Raw genomic sequence first — 24,392 nt, 5'->3', positions numbered from 1 at the left:
ATACATTTTATTCGTTAGAATCTTCGTATTTCAATTTATATACTCTATCTCTTTTCTCATCACTTTTGACAAAAATAAGCTTTTCTTCTTTAACAAAACCTTCTAATAGTAAGCATACTTGCCCATATGCTTTAGGCTTATTCGTTGTGAATCTTTCATCTGATATTTTACCAGCTCGTATTAATTGTTCGCATAACTCAAGTGCACTTATTTCTTCAGAATTAATTAATTCTAAAATATCCTTTTGTAAGGGCGATAAAGGTACGGGAATCTCAGCTACCTCCACCTTTTCTGGTTTGTTTTCTTCTTCAAATAAATCTTCGAATGAAATTTGATTCATACTTCTTTTCCTTTCTAACGATTGATTTGTATAACATGAACTGAATCCTATAGCGTATGTATTATTATGTATTACTTACCTTTTTTCATAAATCTCAAACTCATGTACATCGTTTCATATAGTATATTTCGATTATACCAAATATATGTTCTGTTTTCTATTGTAGAATTCGTTATAAGAGGAATGAAAGTAATTATGAACATTTTCTCGTTGTTAATTGTATACTCTCTGTAAAAAAATAGAAATAAGATTTATAAATTTGTATAATAAAATAGTACGAGTAAAATTTTATTATAGAAAGGTTCTGGTAACATGTTAGGTATTCATGTCGAAAAAACAAAAGATGAACTAATTATTTCATGGCAATTCTCTAAAATCCATATTCCATTATGTGAAATCACTGAGGTAACAGAAGATAATACATATGCTGGTGTTGAAGAAAAAAGCGTAATCCGAATTGGAACAGCATATGGTACAACTGATCGTATTTTAATTAAGACAGTAAAGCAAAATTATTTATTATTCACTACTAATAGAGTAACCATTTTAAATAAAATAAAAGCTTAATTGTTTTTCTTCCTATATTTAAACGTTAAACACTTTCATTCTATTATAGGAAACGCTACAAAAGGTTCGTTGATTACTCCTGCTCCTAATTCGGAAGCATATGGTGAAACTATATAACACAAACACCCTAGCTCTTCGCTAGGGTATTCTTAGTTTTATCTATAATACAGTATTTCTACAATTCTTATTTATTTTTATGAACTCCTTGTAATTGACTAAGAACCTCATTGGCAGTCCTCTCAAATCTTTTAGGGTTATCAGCAATAATTTCATTAAGTAAATTAATTATCGTTAGTTGTATATCATGATTCATTCCTACAAGTACTTTAGCATACTCACTTCTATATAAATCATTATTTAAAATTCTTATGTTTAGTAGCATTGCCCACTCTTTTGCACTCTCAACCATTTTTGGTAAAGCTTTAGGCATCTCTGTTAGATATTTTCCCATTTCAAAATCTTCAATAAAATGAACTAGACCAAACATAACTTCTTCCTCTTGTGTTTCATCCTCAAATACTATACACAACTCTTTAATAAGCTTCTCATCATCACAATCTGCTAAGTTTTCTAATACACTGTCAAACTCTTCACATTCCGATTGATTTTTTAAAAATCTACAACTATATAATCTCTTGATCTCAGATTTGCTGTCCATATAAATTTCTCCTTTTAAATGAATTGGATAATTAAATTAATATGATCATTAGTTTTCAACTTTTCTATTACATCAATATATGGCTTCCATCTCAAGTGTACATTTTTAAATATTCAGCAATTTCTACTTCTCCTCTTTCAATAGCAAATTCGTAAGCTCCCAGCTCTTTCATAGTATCCCCTGTATACTTTACAGTACTATCAATACCATTCTGAACAAGATACTTTACAATATTAAGATGCCCACCATAAATCGCTGAGAATAGAGGATTTCTATTTGGATCACTAACATCTAATATTGCACCATTATCAAATAAGTACTCTACAATACCAATTTCACCTTCACTAGCTGCATGTGCAATAGGCGCTGACTTTGGTACACCTTCATTAAGGTTAATATCCATACCAGATTCAACAAGAAATTTTATCATATCCAGTTCACCAGCTCTAGCCGCAGCATGTAGCCACGTTCCATAAGGCGTTACAAAATCAAGCAAACTTTTATCAGTAATAATGATCTCTTTCGCTTGTTCTATACCCCCTTTTTTAATGAAATCATAGATTTTTATCGCTTTTCCCTTACTTTCCATAGAATCCCCCTGCACTATTTTCATCTAGATTAAACAGTTAGACATTGACTACGATACATTTAGCTAAGTGCTGCTGAGAGAGCAGATTTAAGCATAGTATCAAAATCGCAAAAAGTTTCCATATGCTCGCCTGAAGGCTTGTCTAGTTCAACAAATTTCTTTTTGGAAACATTATAACAATACCAAGCTATATCTGAATCTCCGAAAAAAATCAGTTCATCTTCTTCTTTAATTGATTCCCATATTTCATTAGCATCAAAAAAACTATCTACCTGATTTATTGGCTTAAAATCTAAAAAACTTTGGTCAATCCCATATATTATTAATCCATTAAATTCAATTCCATTAACTGTTTTTAAAAATTCATAGTACTGCTGTGGCAGGACATCTTCACCAAATTTTTCTACTACAGATTTACGAAATTTTGATAACTCCTTTTCGTTGATAGGTAAATTGAATTTTCGATTTCGTTTCTCTCTTATTTTGGATATATGACTAATCTTCTCTCTCCACATAACTTCACCTTCTAATAAATATTCAATCCTTTTTTAGGCTAGAATTACACAAAGTAATCCTCAATAGTACGCCCCATTACAAGGATTGGTTTCAAATTGCCCATTGCTTTTGGCGTGCTATTCAAATATTTTCCGAAGCCACTCTAGCTAGTATTAACCATATAATTTATCTAGATTGATATTTTAATGAAATATATTAAAGCGATTTTCATGATCCTACATGCAAACTTTCGAGTTATTTTATAATTAAAGTATTAAATAACCTCTTTACAAATCAAATCAACTTTTTCAAAATATTGTTGTGGCTGTTTCTCACTTATTTCTTTCAAAATTTTAATAACGCCTTCTTTATTTGTAGTTTTAGCCTTCTTCAATACATTAATAAATGGAATAATAAAATCATCTGAAGCTAGAAGACTTCTATAGAATCTTTTAGCACAATATTTAGCTTGTGGCAAAACAATGCTTATCCCTTCAATCAGTTTACTTAAACCATCTTCAACTCCATTTTTTTCGATTATATAAAAAATCGATTCAATTAAATCACCAACAATCGAAGGTTCATCTATTTCATCATGAAATACACTGCACAAATCAATAATTACTTTATTATCTGCCGTTTGCAATATTTCATTTAAGATTTCTTCAAATAGCTCAATGCTATCATCTTCATGATCCAGAAAACGTATTCTTTTTAAAATAAATATCTTTTTTCTAATGACATTTATTTCCCTCCATACTTTGAGTAGAGTTTATTGAAGAGTTTCAAAAAATTTATAGTTTAATAAAAGAATTAATTTCTAGAATACAAATCTATCTTTAGTTATTAATTCAAATAGGTTGGTAATTGATTTAACCATTCTTCAAAATTATCCGCTTCCTTAGTTACACCATGTTCTTCATGAAAATAAAAGTAAACTCCCGTTCGCTGGCCCTCTTTTGAATGAAGACAAAAGTAATCTCCATTACCTATACTATAAAAAGGGATTAGTTCGTTTTTCCAAAAACCTTCTTTCATTTCATAATCATAAATAAATTCAATAGTATCATTTCCGTTCGTCTTACCACTAGAAACATTTAAAATATCCCCTGGAAATACATATTCAGACATTAGTTCAATAAAGCATTTAAATTCTTTAGGAAATTGACATCCAAATTTTTTCTCCAGTTCCCTCCAATCATTATCTGAAGGGGAATCTAAATCCTCTAATTCTTTATCTAACATACTGTCTAATAAGTTTGCAATTTCATCTTTTCCCACAAACTATCCCCCCTTATACTAGAAAAAAGGCTGAATTCTATTTTATTTACAAGTATTCTCTCGATTAAAGTCAAATGCTACTGAATATGTGTTTTAAAATCTTCTATTGACGTTGGGCGTATCATTGGATTATTTTCTATTTCTTATTCATCATTTTTCTCATCAGATTCCCATACTAATTTAAAACGAAACCCTTTCAATCCACTATTTGTAACTCTTTCTTTAAAAGCATCTGATACAAATATTTCTACAGATGTAATAGGGAAATCTCCTAATGAATGTTGCGTGTTACTATTACGAAATATATGCTGATTTTCTACTTTTTCTGGGATAAAGATAAACTCATCATAACCACCGTATTTAGTAGGAACTGATTTTTTATGATCCACACACTCAAAAATATTCGTTACATTTACAGCATAACAACTATATGTCTCATGTAATAGCGGCAAACACTCTACTTGATTCTCTATTAAATCATTTAAAATATGTATAGCTTTTTTTGTAAAAATAGGTGGGGTAGGAAATGACTCTCCTTCAAAACTTAATAAATCGGCTTTTTCCATATGTTTATATGTCTTCATTTGAATAGGTTTCCATGTACTAAGCATAGGTGTACCATTAAATCCATCATCAAATACTTCTTGTCCACTTTCATTATAAGTAGTTACTTCATCATTACCTAATAGATTTGTTAGTTGCCATATATTCATAATAGCTCTCCTTATTCTCAAGCATTACAAGAATTATATTTTGCTTTTTATAAAACTTCTCCCTTATTTTATCACTTCTTGTTTTTCCTCTATCACTATCTGTTAGTTAATTCTTTGGCGATTGTTTCAGCTTTATGTAATTCTTCTAATAATGTATGTGGATAATCATTGTGACTGTCCATATATGCACGTACGCCACCCACAATGGTTATTCCCTTAATATCCTCGTTATTCTCTAATATTTCTAACGCTTTCTTATATCTTTTATATATTAATTGTAAAATACCACTATTAATATCTTTCACATAGTCTTTCTCCAACTTATGTATCACGACTTTTACTTGTTGAATTAACTGCCTGTTCTTGTTCACTATGTCCTCCTATTTAATTATCATAAATTTTATTTCTATTTTTCACCACTCCAACAATGGCCTTTCCTCAACTATTACTTGTATCTAGTTCTATACATATATTCCTTAGTAACATTTCGTTTACCAACCAGCATGTTACTAAGAAAAGACCCTCTTTTGAAAAAACGAATCAAAAGAGAGCCTTTCTTTATGACTTTATTTCCTATCCATATCTTCTGTCTAAAAGACTATTTAATAATTATGCATTTCTACGTTTCATAAATAATATTGCTCCAAGAGTTAATAACAAAAGACCGGCTCCGACTGAGAACCACGTAAAGTACATATTTCCACCTGTAGCTGGTAATGTTCCTGCTTTTGATGTTTTTCCTGTTTTAGGTTGCTCTAATTGCGGCTTTTCCTGCTGTGGTTTTCCTAATTTTTCCGCTTTGAACTTCACTGTATGGTCCGCATCTTCAATGTCAACGTTGATTGCTACTAAGATATCATCTTGATATAGTTTTTCAAATACTACTACTTCTTTACCTTGTAGTTTAGAAGCATTAAATGTGAAATCAAGTGTGATAGAACCATTCTTCTCTTTTGCAGTAAATTTAGATTCTACTGCTACTTCTTTACCGTCAACTAGTAAAGGTTTCTTTGTTGCTTTATCCATTAGTTTACCTTTTGCTACATATTCTTTACCTATGATTAAGTCTTTGTATTCCACTTTATCTTGAATCGTGACAAATTCGTTTGCATGCATCTCTTTTCCACCGTCTGCTTTGTTTGTCGCTGTTGTCTTGATTGTTGGTTCTACAAATCGAACCGTTTGCCCCACATCGTTAATGTCAGATTGAATTGCCACTAAAACACCGTCTTGATATACCTCTTCAAACACTACTACTTCTCTTCCTTGCTGCTCTGCACCAACGAAAGGAAAGTCTAATGTTACAAAACCGTTCTTTTCTTTTGCTGTAAACTTAGTCTCAGTTGTTACTTCCTTTCCATCAATTAATAATGGTTTGTTCGTAACTTTGTTCATTAGTTTACCTTTTACAACATATTCTTTCCCTACGATCAAATCTTTGTATTCCACTTTATCTTGGATTGTGATGGAATCTTTTGCATGCATCTCTTTTCCACCATCCGCTTTATTTGTAGCTGTTGTTTTGATTGTTGGTTCTACAAATCGAACCGTTTGCCCTACATCATTAATGTCAGCATGAGTTGCCACTAAAACACCATCTTCATATAGTTCTTCAAACACTACCACTTCTCTTCCTTGCTGCTCTGCACCAACGAAAGGAAAGTCTAATGTTACAAAACCATTCGTTTCTTTTGCTGTAAACTTAGTCTCAGCTGTTACTTCTTTTCCATCAATTAATAATGGCTTGTTAATAACTTTGTTCATTAGTTTACCTTTTACAGTGTACTCTTTACCAACAACTAAGTTAGTATACTCTACTTTGTCTTGGATCGTGATAGACTCCTTTGCATGCATCTCTTTTCCGCCATCAGCTTTGTTTGTAGCTGTTGTTTTCAATGATGGAATCTTTTCAATTTCTGCGCTAGCCTTTGGTAACATTAAGTTAAAGAAAAGAGATATGACAGAGAGTAAAGCTAGAATCCTAATTACATATTTCCTCCCCATATTTACAACCTCCTGTTTGATTTAGATTACAAACATTTAAAATATTCTTACCAAAACACAATTCCATTATAAAACAAATAATTACATACTTTAACATTTTATTTCAATTTTCCAAATTTTGATTATTGGGATTTGCGAATGACTTGTTATGAAATGAAGCGTATTTCCTGAAACAAACTAGGAATTACGTGCTCGATTTAATTTATACATGAAAGATGATTCGGTGAGAATCATTGAGGAAAATAGGTTGTTGGCAAGAGTAAACGATGAGTTGTGTGTAACCATAGATAATAAGTATAAAAACGTATGAGATGAGATATTCGATACAGTAAAAAATGAGACACCTACCCTATGATAGGACAGCTATCATAGGATATCTATTTTCAAACACCTTATATCTATAACCCTAGTAAAGATCATTTTTGTGTATGAATATATTCTCTAATTAGTTTCACATCACTTTCTCTCTTTTCATCAAGAGAAACTCCTAACTTTTTATACTTCCATATAAGTAATCTCTCATAATGATTATAATTATTTTCTTCCTCTAATAAAGTATAATCAAATTCAACATCAAACTTACCAGTAGAGTATAACTCAAATGTTACATTAGTCCATGGTTCCTTCTTATTTCTTTTAAATTCTTCCCATAACTCTCTAAAGATACTGTCAAGAAGATTTAATTGGTGATCAGTCTCATCTTCATCAATCCCTTCCATATCTTCAATATCTAAACTGTATATCGGTTCCTGCTTATTTTTTGGATAGTAGAAAAATACCGTCGAATCACTATATTCATCAACTTCTGAATATACCATTACTTTTTCCCACGGTTCTGGAATAATACTGTTTAACTGCATAACTACTTTTTGATAAATACTTTCCACGTTCTCTACATTCATTTACTTTACTCCCTTACAGTAATATCCTTTTGTCAAAATAATAAATCTGAAAGCCTCTTTATCTTGCCTCCAGTTTCTTCGTTCATTATTCTATTGGACCTATAAATTGAGTAATGAAATAAACATGCTCGATAAGTTTAACCTTTTGTAAGTTTTCTACTTTTTCTGATTCACCTAATGGAAGTAACGGTGTGTAACCAAAACATTCATCAATTTCAAGGCTTCCGTACCTGTGTATTGCCTGTTTGTAAGGCATCCAATCCAATACTTTCTCTAAAAAATAGTCATCTTTCGTATTTTTAAAGAAAAACTTAAATTTTCCACCTGCTACATCTACCGTACCTTTTCGATACTTAAGTAATAATAAATAGTTATTTTCCCACACAAGAATATCTCCCATACCTGTTGTAAAAACCGGGATAGCCTCTTCATAACGGATATAACTTTCCTTTAATATATCTAAGTATTCTTCTGGATTTATCAACCTTAAATATCCGTTTAACATACTTCCAAATCCATATTGTTTCCATAAAGCTATTATTTGTTCAGGAACTTTACCTGTATACTTTTCAACAATCTCTTGTGACGACTTTTCGAAACATATAAAATCACTTATCTTTTCCATAGTATCCCCTTATCACAATTTCTCTAAGATTGAATTTCCTTTTTCTAAATATAAATCTGGGTCGTCCTCTTTTATCTCAAGAAGAATCCCTTTAATTATTTGCTTTGTTGAACTATTTATATTTTCTAAAACATTCATATACGATACGACTAAATCTTTTGAATGTAAAAGTGTCCGATGAATTCTTTCCGCCCAGAATTCTGCATGAGGTAACATTTTAGGAATACTAATAGCTAATTTGTATAGCCCTTCCTCTCGCCCGGAATGTTCAGCAATATAAAAAATCGTTTCAATAAGGTAGTCACCCGCTGATGGCACAGCCATATCATCCTCAAAAATTATACATAGATCAGGAATTATATCATTTGTCCCTTTATTCGCTAATTCATTGAGAATACTCTCAAAAACTTCAATATCATCCCCTTCATTCTCTAGAAAACGCATTTTATATAAAGTTGATATTCCCTCATTAAAATCCATTGACTTCTCCACCTTTTTATAACATCATTATTATAATTTTCCACATATTTTCACATCATTATGTTCATAATACGTTCAATTAATCTATCATAATAAACCATTACTTTCTAATAACTGATACCAATCATCCTCTTTGCTTCCTACGGTTTCACTAATTCCTCCAAATTGAACAAACTTATTACCTAATTCACAATATCTTTTTCCTACATAATAATGTTGTAAGAAATTATTAAAATCACCATATGACTCAATAATAAAATTTTGATTAATTAAATCTCCATACAAACAAGAAACTTCTCCATTCATCTTATTAATAAACAATGGATATCTTTCAATTTTCCCTATACAAATCCACTTATCAGCACCACCTGGCATGTCCTCCGTATAAAATTGAATACTTTCGCGTTTTAGATGACCATATATAGTAATTACTCCACCGTTCAACATTTCATATTTTTTTATAATAAAATTATAATCTTTCAAAGGGCCTTCTTCTAATTTTTCATCCGTTTTTTCTACCTCTATAATTTCACCAATAAGCAAACAAAATGGATCATTACCTAAAATATCCTTAATTAATTCTATTTTTTCTAATACTGATTTCTCCATTTTCTACTCCCACTCATTATCTATTTAACCAAGATATAACTATTACTGTACCCCTTTTAAAGGTTATTATTTTTCACTTCCTCAAACCACTCATCAGCAATATGGCTAGCTGTTTTAACTTCATCATTCGTATATACTAAATCATACTTATATTGAGCTTTAAACTTGCCACTATGAACATCATATATTAATTTCATCTCAGTTGGCATGTCACGCTCATACCCTTTGCATAATTCTTCAATTTTCTCAATATCTTCACATATAATGCGCAATACTATAGACTGTCTTTTGATAGACACATCATATCTTCCGTCTCCATCTTCCAATGCATCATTTACTTTATGACATTCTACATATTTATTGTTAATGCAATAAAAGAAACTTCCCGAAATAATTCCTTCCTCACGCGAAGCATAAACGTACACTTTATCCGCTCTATCTTCAACATATTCCATACATATAGATATCATATCAGCTTGTAATTCACTAAACTTTTCCTCAAATTCTTTCATACTACTTTTTCACTCCTTAGATTAAAAGTTAAATAGCAACGTCTTGATACCCCACTTCAGTTACTTTTTCATTTAGTAGACGTATTCCGAGTCCATTCTCTGTATCCCACGTACAATCGAAAGTTATCCCAATATCTCTCTCTTCATGAATATCTCCATATGGGACTACAATTCCAACTAATGTGATCCTCTTAAGTAATTGATCAATTGTTTCGATATGCGGATAATTTTCATTAAATCCAACAGCATATCCTAATTGTTGACGCTCTTGATTGTAATAGTCTAAAATCGCTTGTAAAAAAACTTGCTGCAATTGTTCCCAATTTTGCAACAATGAATTATAAGCAGTATATTGTCCTTCATCAAACTTACCGTCTTCTTCACCTTTCACTATCAATGCTATTTCAACTTCTTTTCCACAAAATTCAACGTTAATGTCCTTAACCCATCCATATGTATACTCAATCTCACCAAAAACTACATCATTTATAATCATTTTTAACTCTCCCTATTTACTCCCTTGGATTCATATCGATTTCTCTATTCGTATGAAAGTTACCCTCTGATATTAACTGTTTTTTCCAGTCGTTTCTATACTCAGTATAGTACTATCAATTGCTAATTTTTCAATGAGTTTTTTCGCCTTACCGTATGGAAATCTCTCTACTAATATATAAGGAAGATTTTTTGAACCCTTTAGCAAATCAATTGCGGAAATCTCAAGCCCTAATACGTTCTTTATTCTTATTAAATCTTTCAAACCTTCACTAGGAGTTTTCACTAACACTATATTACATATATCAGACGACTTATTTATCGTTTTCTGTTCTATTTCACTTACACAACCACTATTCACCCATTTTTTAAAATCAGCGGTAATTACAGTAGCATAGTTTGGATTCATGTCCCCAGAATCAATTACTACCACCTCTTTTTCCTCTGCATACTGAGCCATTAAAAATACATTACCGCCACCGTCATCACCAATTGTGACATACCCCCTCGCATACTCATCTACTTCCCAAACCTCGTTCCTTTCTCCAATATGCTCCGTACCATAAATAAGTAACCCACCACCGATTGAAAAGCCATTTGTACATCTCAATAATTCCTTATATACATTAGGTAATGTAACATTCATGCGATTTTCTACTGCTTGAATTTCAATATCACTCGCTGCTGACTTTTCTATCAAATCTGAAATATTAAATAGATTAATCATTTAATAATCCCTCCTAAACTATCAAGATATTTATACGTATCGATTACTCCCTGCCATCTCTCTATAATCATTTCACTATAGATTTCATTAAATTTATAAAGTATGTCGGTATGTAAGCCTTCATTTTTCATTTGGTAAGTAGACCATCATTTTCCCTTTCATGTACTCACCTTTCCATCCACAAGGCCATCCTCCCATTTTATACACCTCAAATACCTTTTCATAAAGTGAAACTTTAATCAGTGGGGGTTTTGTTCATCCCCACTGATTATTAGTTGAACCAATCGGGCTTTTACGGGCAGTTGATCCCCCACCTAACTTCTTTGCTCTCGCTGAATTTTGAGGTGGCGGTCTTACTGCCCGTTAATGCGGGATAAAAATTATCCACTTTTCCATTTACTAAACGATTTAGTGCACACATCTCAAGGTCTCTTTCTACTTCTTCAAGAATATTTATATGATCAATAGAAATAAACGCCTGATAATAATTATAGTTATCAGAAAAAACTTCATATAACATCTCTTTTTTTGATTCCATATTAGGGTTATAAGTTCCTTCTAATAATTTTGCACTTTCATCCGATTTCATATCATCCCAAACGATTTGGGTAACATCCAAATCTTGAGACCAAGCCAATTCCTGTGCTTTATCAAAATCATGAATCATTTCAATGTCATGTAATAATTCATGTAACTTTATATCATTCCTATCAAATAAGCTCCTTTTTTGTATATACTCGATAACTTCCTCAACTAACTTAGTATTTTCACCATACTTCATCCCAGTAGCCACCTTTCGCGTCCTTCGTCCTTCAGTCCCATTCTCCATACTGTATTCACTTATGGATATTCATTTGAATTTCATTGATTTTTTGTAAGTATCTTTGCTCATGCAGAGCTGCCTCGAAACCCCAATACCCTAAAGTCTAATCAAAAACAACTCTTAATCCTAGGTTTTACAATAAATAAAAAGAATCCATTTTGAAAAAAAGATTGATCAAAATGGATTCTTCTTCAGCAGATTTTTTGTTTCGGCTTTATAAAAATTCGAGCATTTTCTGCCTGTATTGCTCCATTCACCGTGCTTGATTATTCTCTTAAAAGTGAAGAGTTTCTATTAAACTTTTTTAATATACTCATACACTTCTTTAGGTTTTATATTAAGCATGTGAGCAATCTCCGTTATTTTCTTTCCTTCTTCCTTCATCTTTTTTACTTTTATCTCCATTGTTTGCTCATATTCTTCTGCAATATCAAATAATGGACTTAATAAAGAGTGCCATATTTCAAAATCAGTAAATTTATTTCTTTCCAAAAACTCATTTAGCAATATTTCCAATTCTTTAGTTTGTATCATTCTTTTACCTTCTAACACTTGTTTCTCAGTAAGAAAATCACCTATATCTTTCATAAAATTAATAAATGAGTCCATGGAATCTGCAAGAAAATCGCCACCACTCCAACTGTCCATTCCGTGCATGATGGAAGAAATAGGGTATCTTTCCTCACTTAAATCAATAATAATTGGATCTCCACACATCGTTTCATATGCAATAACAATCCAATTTGCGTCCCAAGTATCTTCCTCATCGGTTACAAGGGAGTTTCCATCGGTGTCAATACTGTATCCTACTTGAAATTCATCTAATTGCTCAAAAGAACACACATCAAAATTTACATACTCTCTAATTTTTTTATGTTCTAAGTTAATAAGTTCTAAATTTCTCTTTATCTCTACTTTTTGATGATAAGAATTAAATTGTATCATTGTCATTTTTACTACATCCCTATTCATACTTTATATGTATTCTTTTGTATCTGGTTGTTTACTAACAAACTAAGCCAAGAATATTAATAATAGATATTGTTATTTTTTCTTTACCTCATATGAAGATTCTGTATATACAGTAAAAATAAAGTGATTTATATCCGAATATGTATTTGCAGGACTACTATGCCGAGGGTATAAATAAATTGTTTATAAGATCTGTGAAACCTCCTTTAATATTTCATCTTCCTAACTTAGAAACTCCCGATATCATTTTAAAATCCTTCAATTTAGTTGATTGGAGATTATTTCATTAACTCTTTAAAAAAATCAAATAATCTCCATCCTCTGTACTAAAACATCTACCTCTAGATTTCTTATTAGCTATCTCTAAATACCCTCTAGCTTTAGAGAAATCTCCTACTTCATAAGCCACCTTGCCAGCCCAAAATTCTCGTTCGCCTGTATCTCCTCTTTCAGGATCTGCGACAAATATTTTATCAATCCATTTTTTCATCCGTTCAACATCACTTAATAAAATCGAGATATCTAAAATACCCCATATTATTAAAAAACTTTCATCATAAGTTATTTTATCATTTGGAAGCTCTCCCCATGCTCGCTCCAATAAAAAAACAGACTCTTCTAAATTCCCTTTATCAAACTCTTCATTACTCTTATCCATTAATTTTTGTATAAAGATACCTTTTTCACCTGTTACATAAGCCATTCCTATCTACCTCCAAAATTACCTATGTAAAAAAGCACCTTTTGTCTTTTGAAAAGAAAGGCTTTTCTTTACTTCAAAAAATACTTTAATACATTTAATCCGGTGTAATATATATACGTGGTCATTACATTAAATTTCTAATCTTCATAAATTACCGATCCTATATACTTAAAGTTCCTACTATCCAGTTTTGCTTCTTCAACAAGTTCTTCATACTCAAAATCATATAACCTAATGACAGTATTGTATTGTTCTTCTAAATTTTCACCATAAAAGTCTATAAGTTCACTTATAATTAATTCAGAATACGAAGCATTCTGTAGTAATTCAGACAAAGACGATGTAACATGTTCATTATATGTACATTCTAATAAGTCTTGGTTATACTCAATGAAATCTATTTGAAAATCAGTCATAAAACACGAAGGAATTCTGTTCCCCTCATTATCATATTTTATTTCTACATACTTTCTTAACACCATTTTGCTAGTACAATTTCCAAACCAAAGAGAAACAACTCCTGGACTTTCCATATTAATCCTCCTTTCCAATTTTTCTATGTTCTAATAGTAATAAATTAGGCACACTGTTTCAGATATAGTGTAATCAGCTTCTTAAATTCTTTTTAAATATTTCAATTATTCACCAGTTAAATTATTAATAAATCTTATTTTTCCATTTTCAGAAACTAATTGTAAATCACTACCTATTGGTAGCTCGTATATTCCCAGAATGGCCAGTTCAATATTTGCTACGGCATTAAAATCACACAACGCTAAATTTTCAGAATTATTAATATAATCATCATCAATTTTCGAAAATAATTTCCAACCATCATCTGCTGCTTCTATTAAATTTCCTCTCAATATCCGTTTCAATTTTCCTGTTTTATTAATTATATTTTTTGAAACAATACAGGCACCAGTTTTTTAATAATTTAATAGGTTTTTTTGATTCATTTTTCCCCATTCCTCTAATTAATTATGAAATAACCCTTTCATTTTAACTTTCTATTAATCATGTAATTTACTTAAGAGCTCTGTGAACGTATTAGCAACAAAAAATACATTTTCCCTTGCAACTTTCTCTGCTTCTTCTGTTGTAATCCCTTCACTTTTTATTAACACTTTTTTCTCCCATGCGCCTTCATGCTCCCAATAGATGACAATTGGATTTTCTTCATGATTTTTATAATCAAAACAGATCAAATTTCCTGAAGGATCAATTGCAAAAAGAATAACCTGATTAGGAATTGTTCCTTTATATTTTTCATAAATCTTTAATATATTCTCTATGCGTTTTTCATCATAAGAAAGTAACGAGCCAAATACCCGCTCTACTTCGTTTACATCAAAAGCTTCGGGTTCTGCACTTGCACCATTATTTTCAAGTACACATTCAATATAATCTTGTGGAAAATGAACGCCCATTTTTCGGGCTACCTCTAGCACATAATGCCGACTAACAAGTTTATCTGGATTATCCCATTCTATATGACTCATCTAATACCATCTCCCCATAATTTATTTTCATCTAAGTGGTTGATACCAATTGCACTTTATCTGGAATTTGGTATTATCGCTATTCTACAAATGAATGCTCAAACTTTCATGAGTTATTAATTCAATTTAAATATATCTATTAATTTTGATTTTTTAAAGGTTATTATTTTTCACTTCCTCAAACCACTCATCAGCAAAATCATCCGCCGTTTTTATATCATCACTTGTATGGATTAAATCATACTCATATTCAGCTTTAAACTTACCACTCTTAGCATCGTATATTAATTTCATCTCAGTTGGCATATCTTTTTCGTATTCTTTGCATAACATTTCAATTCCTTCGATATCTTCACTTATAATTTGCAGAACCCGAAACATTTGTTCTGGAGATACATCATATCTTTTTTCTCCATTTTCCAATGCATCATTAACCTTGTGACACTCTACATACTTATTGTTAATGAAATAAAAGAAACTACTAGAAATCATATCTTCTTCACATGAAGCGTACACATATACTTTATCAGCTCTATCTTCAACATATTCCATACATATGGATATCATATCAGCTTGCAATTCACTAAATCTATCTTCAAACTCTTTCATACTACATTACACTCCTTTTATAAAATTTTAAATTTTGCATTACCTGGCTTACCTTTTTTATAGTGTAAGTAACTATAAATTTGTCTGGATTCTTATCATTTCCAAAGTATATAATATCCATCTTAACTGTTACTTCTTTTGGTGGTTTTTCTTTTAAAGCTGCAGCTCATTTATTTTCAACTTATTTATATTTCTTCAAATTCACATCAGTTAATTGCGAAACTAAACTTTCAATTTCAGGTGAACCTTCAAATCTATCACCTGCCAAATGTCCTGCATGATCTTGCCCTTTTACGCAGCTAAACATTTAACTTTTTAATAATTTAAGATACTTAGTATTCTTCGGATTCCCAAAACATCTACCTTCTGATTTTTTATTGGCAATACTAAAAAATTCTTTTGCGGTTTCTAAATCACCTAATTCAAAAGAAACTTTTCCTGCAATAAATTCCTTATCACCGGAATCTATACGTGCAAATCCAGTTAAAAATATTTTATCTGCCCACTCTTTTGCTTTTTTTAAATCATTTAGCATAAAACAAGTGGAGATAATATCCTTAACTAAATGGTAACTCTCTTCACAATAAATACCTTTAGGGTCAGGTATTATATCCCATGCCTCTTCTAATAACACAATAGAATGATTATAGTTACCATTATTAAATTGTTCATTGCTTTTTTCCAAAAGACTTTCGAATTCTTCTTTTATAGGTGATTGTAAAATGGCCATATTTATCCTCCTCAAATCATATCCTTAATCAATTCAAAATACTTATCATCCTCATTAAAAAAGAGTTTATAGCCTTCTAAAATGTAAGCTCTTAACAGATACTCCTTAGCTTTATCAAGCTCCCCACACTCGAATAAACTCTCTCCAAGCCTCAGTAAAATAAATGGATTTGAAATACCATCCGGACAGTTTCGTGCATTATATAAATTACTTTTTGCTTTCTCATACTCACAATTTAAAAAATAAGTATCTCCTAATGCTGTATAAATCCATGTACTTGTTTCCCAATCGGTCTTCGGTAACGGAACCAAATCCAGAGCAGCTATATAGCTCTCTATTGCTTTATCATCTTTTCCTTTTTCAACAAAAGCATCTCCTTTGTTACATAATCTCACAATTCGGTCATACACTTGATCGTTGAGTTCCAATATAAATCCTCCCAATAATTATTTATTTGTTGGCAAGTAGTTTTCATTTAACTTTGTACCTGCGCATCGATTTAAACTATCATGATCTAATACATAATTATTGGAGTCTAACATCCATTCTCTAACCGCTGGGGACTTCGCTCCATAATGTCTACCTGTATGTACTATTCCACCATAAAACTACATCAGTTAAATGAGTCATATCTGCTTGATCTAGAGGATACCATTTATTATCACTTGCCATAAATTCTATTTCACCATCACGTTTTGTACGGATTTTCGATGAAATTGAATTTCCCATTCTTTCCGTTTACTTCTCTCCCCGTATTGGAGCCTTTCCCAGGCGTATTCCCCAACAGGTCGATGCCATTTTCCATTTGCATCTTGATTGATAATAGCCTTTAGGTACATTACCCGTACCCTTAACCCCACCACTCTCAAAATTCGAGATCTTACTCTGAATACTCGCCTTTGAGGCATCATGGGCTTCTTGGAATTTCCCGCTATAGTTCGTTCCAGTTCTAGCGACACTTCCACCTGGCAGTATTTCTACCCCTTTAACAAATGGGGTTACGGAGTCCACACCTTTTGCTAATGTATTTCTAATTATATAATACCAGTAATTTGGGTTAGCCTTAATTCACAAAAATAATTTTTATAAATTTATAGCATGCTTATCTATTAAAAAAGCACTTGTTGCCTTTCGTAGACAATCAAGTGCTTTAAGTTCATATGCTTTTAAGTAGCATTAAATTTGTAAGTTTTATGGAAACAGTATGATACCTTTTATATGTCGTGACAACTACTACCTTAAAAATTACGAGTTCGTTAGTTTTATGCCCATTCCATGTCTTTGTATTCGTTGTACAGTAAAATGTCATTTCGCCTAAGCTCGTACTTCATTTTCTATTCTATCATTGCACATAATACTCCATAACGGGACAACCATCATGAAGTATGTACTTTTTAACAGCCTATTATTTTTCTGTACACTTCATAACATGTTTTAAATTAATTACAGAAATACTTTGTCACTCCTGTATGCAAATGTTGTAACCTTTATAAGTCACTAAATACTATCCAAATGCTATTCTACAAATCGATGCTACAACCTTCATGAGTTATTAATTCAATTTAAATATATCTATTACTGTAAATGTATTAAAGGTTATTATTTTTCACTTCCTCAAACCACTCATCAGCAATATGATCTGCCGTTTTAATCTCGTCATGAGTATATACTAAACCATACTTGTATTCAGCTTTAAACCTTCCACTCTTAGTATCATATATTAACTTCATCTCTGTTGGCATGTCTCTTTCATATTCTTTACATAATTCTTCAATTTTTTCGATGTCTTCACATATTATACGCAACACCATAAGCATTCTTTTTGGAGACACATCATATCTTTCGTCTCCATCCTCCAATGCATCATTCACTTTATGACATTCTACATACTTATTATTAATATAATAAAAGAAACTGCCTGAAATAATTCCTTCTTCACGTGAAGCATAAACATACACTTTATCCGCCCTATCTTCAACGTATTCCATACATATAGATATCATATCGGATTGTAACTCACTAAATCTATCCTCAAATTCTTTCATCCTAATTTTCACTCCTTAGATTAATTTTTAATAACTTTAAACCCTGGCTTACCATCAATAAGGTAATTAACTATAAATTTTTCAGGACGCATATCATTCCCAGCGTAAACTATTTCAACATCAACAGTTACTTCTTTAGGCGGTTTTGCATTCAAAGCTGCAGCCCATTCATTTTCAATTTTCTTATATTCCTTCATATTAACATCAGATAATTGCGATACCAAATTATCAATTTTAGGTGATCCTCCAAACCTATCACCTGCCAAATGCCCTGCATGGTCTTGTCCTTTTACTTTTCCTAGTGTATTTTTGCTATGTGATAATCTCTTCTCTCTTTCAGTTAATTGTAACTTCTCTGTTTCAAATTTTTCAATTCTTCCAAGACTATCTGTTTCGTAAAAGTAATCATACTCTCCCGTTTTATATCTAATATTAGGCTTTAATCTATTTTTTCTTCCATTTGTAAAATGTTTCCCTTTGTCCACAAATGTTTTAACTTCACTTACAGTACTGCCGCCTTTACCCGTACCCTATGTTGTAATCTTAAAATAAAAAGCACTTGTTGTCTTTAGCTGACAATCAAGTACTCAAAGTTCATCTCTTTTAAATAGCATTAATTTTGTAAGTTTTAGAGTACTATGGCACCTTTTATATGTATTGACAACTACTACGTAAAAACTTACGAGTTTATTGGTTTCATGCCCATTCCATGTGTTGATATTCACCACTATGTAAAATTTCATTTTGCCTAAGCTCGTACTTTGTTTTCTATTCTATCATCGCACATTGTACTCCATGATGGTACTACCTTCATGGGCTCTGAATTTCAGCATATCATCATTCATGTTGTCCAAAGTAAATATCCATAAAAAACACATCATTAATTCATAATTTAAAAATATTCTTGTTCAATTTCGCAAATAACTACTCGAAATAAAGGTTATAATTTATCTCAACCTTACTAAGACCATCTAGTACTTTCTCTACCCTATTAGTCAAGTCTGCTATTTCTTCATGTGTCAGTTCGTTTGTAACATCTAAATCTTTAAACATACTTAATCTCTTTGTTATCCCTTCGACATACCCAATAAAGACCTTATTTTTGGATAACAACATTTCACCTACAGCAGTATCAACAATAAAGTCTTCTACCTTTCCAAGATTTATATATTCATTAACAGTTCTTGCTATTGCATAATCATGTCCCCTATTTAATTTTAAATAATCATTATAGTCTTCGTTAATCACCTCAAATATTTCATTATATTCCCAGTCTTCCATGATATCACTCCTCTTTTATAGTTTAAGTCTTTCATCGTTATTGCGAATAACTTCCAATTCAATATTCTTATATTTATTAGCAAATTCAGCTATTACTTTGCTACAACTATCACATGTATCTAATTATCTAAATGATATAATTTTACCAGTAATATTTACAGCATACCCCAATTTAAAAGCAATTTCATTCAAAAACATATACTCAATCTTACAATTTTTTATATCTGTTAAAAAACCAGCATCCATGGTCAATGGATACTAGCATAATATTCTTACTTATCAAACATATTATAACAAGTAAATGTAATACCTCTAGTCTTGTTCTTGTAACCCAATGTTTTCTCTTTTAATATCAAGTACATCTGAAACATCAAATTCATCAAATTTTCCTATTAAATATTCATGTCCTTTTTGTAAAGCTTTGATTCTTTCTTCTGTATAAATAGGTATTAAAGTATAAAAATTAATCATTCTATTTTCTGAATCTACAAAACTTCTTACCTCTTTAGATCTACCGATTAAAATACATGATAATTCTGTATTAGAAGCAAATGGCATTGGAGGTTCTCCATTTGGAAGAATGACCCCTTCCTCTAACCAACCATCATATTTGTGAGGTATGTGAGCAGCCATTCTCAACCACTTCAAAGGCCAATAATTATCTTTGTTCGTCAATTCTGTTTTGTTTATTGGCCAATTTGCAGGCAACTTTAATACTAATTCAGCATACTTAAATCCCTTACTGTCTTCCGAATCATCCATTGCAAAATCACTCATCCCAGTAGTCACAAGAGTTATAAAATCATGTTTTTTTGATGGCAATATAATTTAAATATCAATTGATACCTTACTACCAGGTATGATTTCACTGATAGTATCATCAATGGGGCCGAATTGTTCTGTTATATAATCTAAAATCTCAGTTTTTTCATTTTCCACAGTATCTTTATATTCCCCTTTTTTATTAGTATCCAATAAATTCGCTATTTCTATTTGCCCTTGTTCATGTGCAAATGCTAACGCATCCATATTTTTCATATATTCTCCCGTGTACTTAACGTGAATGTCAATTCCATTTTCAATCAGCAGTTTTACAATATCTATATGTCCACCCTGAATAGCACCAAACAAAGGATTTCTTTCGGGTTCACTCATATCCATTTCAGCTCCACAAGCCAATAGATACTTGACTATTTCAAACTGTCCTTTTGAAGCCGCTTGGTTAAGTGCCCCACCACCATATACACCACCGCGCTTATTTATATCAGCACCTAATTCTATAAGTTTCTTGACTATTTCAAGCTTTCCATGTGTGGCTGCAACATGAAGAAAAGTTCCAAACGGTCTCATCGACATATTCAAGAGCTCAGTATCTGAACCAATTAACTCAACTACACCTTTAACATTATTTTGCTTAATGGCTGTACGAATTTCTTTAGCTAGTTGAATATTTTGCATATTAATCCCCTTATCTCAACTTCTTTTTTTCTCCGCAAAGATGCCGATAATTTTTTTATAGCGTTATTCAAATTAACTCGTAATGGTACTACATTTTAAAGTTCATTGTATCCACACCCAAAACACTATTCTTTATGCTGCTCTTTTAGCATTTCCATTCCGTACAAAAATCTCTTAATAGAATCCTTGTTCTTCAATAATTTACTTAAGTATAGTAACACATCAAACTCTTCAGGATCTGCATCATAATAGATCATTCCTGGATCAATAAAAGGCTCGTAAACTATATGGCAGATATTTCGGCCTGCTATTGTTACACTAAAACATCTTTCAAATTTGGAAATATACCTATTTACACAAATTAAATTGCCTATCGATGTTTCAAATGAAAGTCCATTATAGAAAAAATATAATTTGTTATTTTTAATATATATACCAACTACCTGCCCATCTTCACTAAATCCCCCAACACCTTGTCTAACCAACTCTACCTTGTTCTTTTCGACTATTGAATATCCGCTAGTTTCTAACATGATATATGTTCCTACCTTGGAGTAATTATTCATTATTATCATAAATTGCCTCTCCTCATGCTTTCATTCTAATAGTATATGTATTACATCATCTTTTTACATTGATTATTAAACTAATATGAATTTGTATTAATCTACTATAAGTTTTAATATGCTCAATCCAGTACTAGTACAATCCACTGTACTCAAACTTTCTTCCCTTTATGAATGTCCAAATATTTCTTTTTGAAATTAGATTTAGGTATGAGGTTAAATTGTATATTCCCATATTGTCATTCATACGAATTTACCTCTGGAAGATACTCATAATTATAGCCAACTTTAAATTTACCATCTATCATCAATAGGTATACTATATTGATAAATTCCAACAAATTCTAATTCGTTACTTTTATATTTAACCTTTCTTTGCTTAGCATTGTATTCCAAATTGTAAATTAAAATGGCTGCGTTAAATTTCTTTTCACAGTTTGTATACTTAAATCGTTGAATAAATTGATCAACGTAAGAAAAACCTTTCAATAAATCCTTTATATTATTTTTTGATCGACTAACCCATTCCTTTTCAACTAAATCACGATCATAATAAATCAAATTAAAGTCCTTTTCGAAATTAGAAGATATACTATCTCCATCTTCTGTATATTCATTATTTGTATAATTCAAAAATTCATCCTTACTCTCAAAATTCCCAACCCATATGGATACTTTCTCTTTCATAATTCTACTACCTTTCTATTCACACATTCTTTTATACATAAATCTACAAACTATTTATTAAACTTTCTTCTCATCATTATTAGTAATAGGATCGTCATTTAATACATACTTTTTGCCTATAGTTAAAAATTCAGTTCTATCATTTGAATCCTCCTAGTTATTTTGTATTAATATTACTAGCTCCTATGTTGGTAACTTCACATGAAGCGTAAATATATACTTTATCAGCTCTATCTTTAACATATTCCATACATATGGATACCATATCAGCTTGCAATTCACTAAATCTATCTTCAAACTCTTTCATACTACATTTCCCTCCTTTTATAAAATTTTTAATTTTGCATTACCTGGCTTACCATCTATATTGTAAGTAACTATAAATTTGTATGGACTCATATCATTCCCAAAGTATATTACATCAACCTTAACTGTTACTTCTTTTGGTGGTTTTTCTTTTAAAGCTGCAGCTCATATATTACGAATGAATAATAAAACAATATTATTGTCTCTATAAATATAGGCTTCAAAATTTAAAGTACAACATCCTGATAACCTACCTCTGTTACTTCACCTTTCATAAGACAAAGGCCTAATCCATTTTCCATATCCCACGTACAGTCAAATGTAAGTCCAATATCAAGAAAATCGATAAGATCATTATCCGGAATAAAAATTCCAACTAAGGTTATTTTTTCAAGAACTTGAGTAGCTGTTTCTATTAAAGGATAACTTTCGTTAGGCTCAACATCGTAACCAAGTTCATATCTTTTTTGTTTATAATAATCTAATATAGACTCTAAAATACTTTGTTGTAATTGTAGCCATCTATCTATTAAAAAGTTATATGCCGTATATTGTTCTTTCTCAAAATGACCATCATCTTCTCCCCTAACTATTAACATCACCTTAACTTCGTTCCCAAAAAAATCAATGTTTTTATATCCAATCCAATCATAATTATTAAACTCAAGTTCGCCAAAATCCGCATCATTTATTTTCATTACATATCTCCTTTATTGTTTACTCTTTCTACCGAAGTTCGTTCCACCCTATTTACGTGCACTTCCATTAAGTAATGTTTCTTGATTTTTTATGAAGAATGGGGTATTGTCCATTTCTTTTGCTAATATATTTTCAATTATATAATATTAGCAAATTTTGTTAACTTGAATTCATATAAAATAATTTTATAGCATTGCATGCACTAATAAAAAAAGCACTTGGTTGCCTTAAGTAGACAACCAAGCGCTTTAATTTCATATGTACTTGTAAAATAGAAAATAAATAGTAAGTCTAATTCATTAGAACGAACCTTATACCTCTACTGGCCCCATAAAAGCAGTAATAATAAGAATATGTTCCTTCAATTTGACCTTTTTTAAGTTCTCTACTTTTTCTGCTCCACCTAACCCTAATAGAGGTGTATAACCAAAACACTCATCATACTCTAACTCATTGTATTGTTTAAGTGCTTTGGGATAAGGCTGCCAAGATAAATCTTCATCCCTGAATTCTAAATCAGCAATATTTTGAAAGAAAAATTTAAATGTAAACATAATGGTCTTTACTATACCATACCTGTAATTAAGTAATCTAACATATCCATCTGACCAAATAACCAAGTCTCCCATACCTGTAGCAAACAATACTATTGAATCCTTATATCTTTGACTACTCTCCTCCAAAATCTCTTTAAATTCCTCTGGATTTACACTTTTAAAATATCCTTGCATAAATGTACCAAATCCATAATTACTCCAAAAATTTATTATTTCATTTGGTACTACGTGTTTATACTTTTCAATGAGTTCACTCGGTACTTTATTATGTAACTTAAAATCTTTTAAATATTGCTCCATTTAAACTCCTCCTTTAATGTATTAACTTTACATTCAAATAAGTATTTTTTAGTTGTTCTTCATTCATGCTCGAAGATATTTTTCAAAGAAAGCAATGAAGTTAAGTGGGGGATCAACTGCCCGTAAAAGCCCAATTGGTGAGGGATGATAATCAGTG

At 31.0% G+C, this 24,392-nt stretch carries 36 protein-coding genes and 4 pseudogenes; 1 reads left to right on the top strand and 39 read right to left on the bottom strand.

Annotation, left to right across the window (positions count from 1 at the left end; genetic code table 11):
- Positions 1–7 precede the first annotated feature (7 nt).
- Positions 8–340, bottom strand: coding sequence for a DUF3895 domain-containing protein (locus MNO09_RS13970; protein ID WP_001071918.1), 333 nt, complete (start codon positions 338–340; stop codon positions 8–10).
- A 312-nt stretch (positions 341–652) separates the two neighbouring features.
- On the opposite strand from MNO09_RS13970, the gene MNO09_RS13965 reads away from it, so the two are divergent.
- The gene (locus MNO09_RS13965) at positions 653–907 is read left to right on the top strand and encodes a SunI/YnzG family protein (RefSeq protein ID WP_000900623.1); all 255 of its coding nucleotides are present in this window, start codon (positions 653–655) and stop codon (positions 905–907) included.
- 184 nt (positions 908–1,091) lie between these two features.
- Here MNO09_RS13965 and MNO09_RS13960 read toward each other — a convergent pair whose 3' ends face one another.
- The 38 genes and pseudogenes from MNO09_RS13960 to MNO09_RS13775 form a co-directional block, all read right to left on the bottom strand.
- A complete protein-coding gene (locus tag MNO09_RS13960) occupies positions 1,092–1,565 on the bottom strand; it encodes an Imm30 family immunity protein (RefSeq protein WP_000377534.1) in 474 nt (157 codons plus the stop codon).
- Positions 1,566–1,656: 91 nt separating this feature from the next.
- Positions 1,657–2,154, bottom strand: a complete 498-nt coding sequence (locus MNO09_RS13955; RefSeq protein WP_000444064.1) for an ankyrin repeat domain-containing protein — start codon at positions 2,152–2,154, stop codon at positions 1,657–1,659.
- Positions 2,155–2,213: 59 nt separating this feature from the next.
- The gene (locus tag MNO09_RS13950; RefSeq protein ID WP_000267972.1) at positions 2,214–2,669 is read right to left on the bottom strand and encodes a YrhA family protein; all 456 of its coding nucleotides are present in this window, start codon (positions 2,667–2,669) and stop codon (positions 2,214–2,216) included.
- Between the two features lie 254 nt (positions 2,670–2,923).
- Positions 2,924–3,295: an Imm30 family immunity protein gene (locus MNO09_RS13945; RefSeq protein ID WP_001192443.1), complete on the bottom strand. Its 372-nt coding sequence runs from the start codon at positions 3,293–3,295 to the stop codon at positions 2,924–2,926.
- 200 nt (positions 3,296–3,495) lie between these two features.
- The gene (locus tag MNO09_RS13940) at positions 3,496–3,930 is read right to left on the bottom strand and encodes an SMI1/KNR4 family protein (RefSeq protein ID WP_000513841.1); all 435 of its coding nucleotides are present in this window, start codon (positions 3,928–3,930) and stop codon (positions 3,496–3,498) included.
- Between the two features lie 143 nt (positions 3,931–4,073).
- Positions 4,074–4,643 (bottom strand): imm11 family protein, encoded by a 570-nt coding sequence (locus tag MNO09_RS13935; RefSeq protein WP_001028688.1) that lies wholly within the window; start codon positions 4,641–4,643, stop codon positions 4,074–4,076.
- Between the two features lie 95 nt (positions 4,644–4,738).
- Positions 4,739–5,014: a hypothetical protein gene (locus tag MNO09_RS13930; RefSeq protein WP_001039210.1), complete on the bottom strand. Its 276-nt coding sequence runs from the start codon at positions 5,012–5,014 to the stop codon at positions 4,739–4,741.
- Between the two features lie 238 nt (positions 5,015–5,252).
- Positions 5,253–6,554: pseudogene (locus MNO09_RS13925) on the bottom strand (VaFE repeat-containing surface-anchored protein); the annotation flags it as partial.
- 509 nt (positions 6,555–7,063) lie between these two features.
- Positions 7,064–7,549 carry an immunity protein YezG family protein gene (locus tag MNO09_RS13920; protein WP_001100263.1) on the bottom strand — a complete coding sequence of 162 codons (486 nt, stop codon included), beginning with the start codon at positions 7,547–7,549 and terminating at the stop codon, positions 7,064–7,066.
- A gap of 85 nt (positions 7,550–7,634) precedes the next feature.
- On the bottom strand, positions 7,635–8,174 hold the full coding sequence (locus tag MNO09_RS13915; RefSeq protein ID WP_241950175.1) for a T6SS immunity protein Tdi1 domain-containing protein: 540 nt from the start codon (positions 8,172–8,174) through the stop codon (positions 7,635–7,637).
- A gap of 12 nt (positions 8,175–8,186) precedes the next feature.
- Positions 8,187–8,654 (bottom strand): Imm30 family immunity protein, encoded by a 468-nt coding sequence (locus MNO09_RS13910; RefSeq protein ID WP_000347046.1) that lies wholly within the window; start codon positions 8,652–8,654, stop codon positions 8,187–8,189.
- Between the two features lie 87 nt (positions 8,655–8,741).
- The gene (locus MNO09_RS13905; protein WP_000415781.1) at positions 8,742–9,263 is read right to left on the bottom strand and encodes a hypothetical protein; all 522 of its coding nucleotides are present in this window, start codon (positions 9,261–9,263) and stop codon (positions 8,742–8,744) included.
- Between the two features lie 56 nt (positions 9,264–9,319).
- Positions 9,320–9,775, bottom strand: coding sequence for an immunity protein YezG family protein (locus tag MNO09_RS13900; protein ID WP_000657440.1), 456 nt, complete (start codon positions 9,773–9,775; stop codon positions 9,320–9,322).
- Positions 9,776–9,803: 28 nt separating this feature from the next.
- Entirely contained in the window at positions 9,804–10,271 is a 468-nt protein-coding gene (locus tag MNO09_RS13895; RefSeq protein WP_000586127.1) for a DUF2004 domain-containing protein, read from the bottom strand.
- Positions 10,272–10,343: 72 nt separating this feature from the next.
- Positions 10,344–10,997, bottom strand: a complete 654-nt coding sequence (locus tag MNO09_RS13890) for an SMI1/KNR4 family protein (protein ID WP_000609059.1) — start codon at positions 10,995–10,997, stop codon at positions 10,344–10,346.
- 120 nt (positions 10,998–11,117) lie between these two features.
- Positions 11,118–11,778, bottom strand: a pseudogene (locus MNO09_RS13880) (cytoplasmic protein).
- Between the two features lie 336 nt (positions 11,779–12,114).
- Positions 12,115–12,771: an SMI1/KNR4 family protein gene (locus MNO09_RS13875; RefSeq protein ID WP_000177836.1), complete on the bottom strand. Its 657-nt coding sequence runs from the start codon at positions 12,769–12,771 to the stop codon at positions 12,115–12,117.
- 307 nt (positions 12,772–13,078) lie between these two features.
- Complete coding sequence (locus MNO09_RS13870) at positions 13,079–13,495, bottom strand: hypothetical protein (protein ID WP_000332225.1); 417 nt, start codon at positions 13,493–13,495, stop codon at positions 13,079–13,081.
- Positions 13,496–13,632: 137 nt separating this feature from the next.
- Complete coding sequence (locus MNO09_RS13865) at positions 13,633–14,028, bottom strand: immunity 22 family protein (protein ID WP_000445625.1); 396 nt, start codon at positions 14,026–14,028, stop codon at positions 13,633–13,635.
- Between the two features lie 105 nt (positions 14,029–14,133).
- The gene (locus MNO09_RS13860) at positions 14,134–14,361 is read right to left on the bottom strand and encodes an immunity protein Imm33 domain-containing protein (protein ID WP_241950174.1); all 228 of its coding nucleotides are present in this window, start codon (positions 14,359–14,361) and stop codon (positions 14,134–14,136) included.
- 147 nt (positions 14,362–14,508) lie between these two features.
- Complete coding sequence (locus tag MNO09_RS13855) at positions 14,509–14,997, bottom strand: SMI1/KNR4 family protein (RefSeq protein WP_000018127.1); 489 nt, start codon at positions 14,995–14,997, stop codon at positions 14,509–14,511.
- Between the two features lie 153 nt (positions 14,998–15,150).
- On the bottom strand, positions 15,151–15,606 hold the full coding sequence (locus MNO09_RS13850; RefSeq protein ID WP_000657434.1) for an immunity protein YezG family protein: 456 nt from the start codon (positions 15,604–15,606) through the stop codon (positions 15,151–15,153).
- A 181-nt stretch (positions 15,607–15,787) separates the two neighbouring features.
- Complete coding sequence (locus MNO09_RS13845) at positions 15,788–15,913, bottom strand: DNA/RNA non-specific endonuclease (RefSeq protein ID WP_240515199.1); 126 nt, start codon at positions 15,911–15,913, stop codon at positions 15,788–15,790.
- Positions 15,914–16,336, bottom strand: coding sequence for a hypothetical protein (locus tag MNO09_RS13840; protein WP_000996346.1), 423 nt, complete (start codon positions 16,334–16,336; stop codon positions 15,914–15,916).
- 11 nt (positions 16,337–16,347) lie between these two features.
- On the bottom strand, positions 16,348–16,764 hold the full coding sequence (locus MNO09_RS13835; protein WP_000422370.1) for a tetratricopeptide repeat protein: 417 nt from the start codon (positions 16,762–16,764) through the stop codon (positions 16,348–16,350).
- Positions 16,765–16,915: 151 nt separating this feature from the next.
- On the bottom strand, positions 16,916–17,065 hold the full coding sequence (locus tag MNO09_RS13830) for a hypothetical protein (protein ID WP_240515198.1): 150 nt from the start codon (positions 17,063–17,065) through the stop codon (positions 16,916–16,918).
- A gap of 108 nt (positions 17,066–17,173) precedes the next feature.
- Positions 17,174–17,362, bottom strand: a pseudogene (locus tag MNO09_RS13825) (hypothetical protein); the annotation flags it as partial.
- 563 nt (positions 17,363–17,925) lie between these two features.
- Positions 17,926–18,381 (bottom strand): immunity protein YezG family protein, encoded by a 456-nt coding sequence (locus MNO09_RS13820; RefSeq protein WP_016134954.1) that lies wholly within the window; start codon positions 18,379–18,381, stop codon positions 17,926–17,928.
- A 20-nt stretch (positions 18,382–18,401) separates the two neighbouring features.
- Positions 18,402–18,866, bottom strand: a complete 465-nt coding sequence (locus tag MNO09_RS13815) for a DNA/RNA non-specific endonuclease (RefSeq protein WP_078183064.1) — start codon at positions 18,864–18,866, stop codon at positions 18,402–18,404.
- A gap of 439 nt (positions 18,867–19,305) precedes the next feature.
- On the bottom strand, positions 19,306–19,662 hold the full coding sequence (locus MNO09_RS13810; RefSeq protein WP_078183063.1) for an Imm3 family immunity protein: 357 nt from the start codon (positions 19,660–19,662) through the stop codon (positions 19,306–19,308).
- Between the two features lie 15 nt (positions 19,663–19,677).
- Positions 19,678–19,755, bottom strand: a complete 78-nt coding sequence (locus MNO09_RS13805; RefSeq protein WP_223266031.1) for a hypothetical protein — start codon at positions 19,753–19,755, stop codon at positions 19,678–19,680.
- Positions 19,756–19,974: 219 nt separating this feature from the next.
- Positions 19,975–21,120 (bottom strand): annotated as a pseudogene (locus MNO09_RS13800) (suppressor of fused domain protein).
- 125 nt (positions 21,121–21,245) lie between these two features.
- On the bottom strand, positions 21,246–21,695 hold the full coding sequence (locus tag MNO09_RS13795; RefSeq protein ID WP_078183062.1) for a hypothetical protein: 450 nt from the start codon (positions 21,693–21,695) through the stop codon (positions 21,246–21,248).
- Between the two features lie 285 nt (positions 21,696–21,980).
- Complete coding sequence (locus tag MNO09_RS13790) at positions 21,981–22,373, bottom strand: immunity 22 family protein (RefSeq protein WP_070168958.1); 393 nt, start codon at positions 22,371–22,373, stop codon at positions 21,981–21,983.
- 157 nt (positions 22,374–22,530) lie between these two features.
- Complete coding sequence (locus MNO09_RS13785) at positions 22,531–22,680, bottom strand: hypothetical protein (RefSeq protein WP_002203548.1); 150 nt, start codon at positions 22,678–22,680, stop codon at positions 22,531–22,533.
- A 17-nt stretch (positions 22,681–22,697) separates the two neighbouring features.
- Positions 22,698–22,790: a hypothetical protein gene (locus MNO09_RS31020; RefSeq protein ID WP_502917727.1), complete on the bottom strand. Its 93-nt coding sequence runs from the start codon at positions 22,788–22,790 to the stop codon at positions 22,698–22,700.
- 116 nt (positions 22,791–22,906) lie between these two features.
- Positions 22,907–23,377, bottom strand: coding sequence for a DUF6985 domain-containing protein (locus MNO09_RS13780; protein WP_070168959.1), 471 nt, complete (start codon positions 23,375–23,377; stop codon positions 22,907–22,909).
- Between the two features lie 312 nt (positions 23,378–23,689).
- Positions 23,690–24,235, bottom strand: coding sequence for a T6SS immunity protein Tdi1 domain-containing protein (locus MNO09_RS13775; RefSeq protein WP_070168960.1), 546 nt, complete (start codon positions 24,233–24,235; stop codon positions 23,690–23,692).
- Positions 24,236–24,392: the final 157 nt, after the last annotated feature.

It is taken from the genome of Bacillus sp. N5-665, from assembly GCF_022637375.2.
Classification (GTDB): Bacteria; Bacillota; Bacilli; order Bacillales; family Bacillaceae_G; genus Bacillus_A; species Bacillus_A wiedmannii.
Note: the sequence above shows the minus strand (reverse complement) of the source record. Positions and strands in the feature narration are given on the sequence as shown.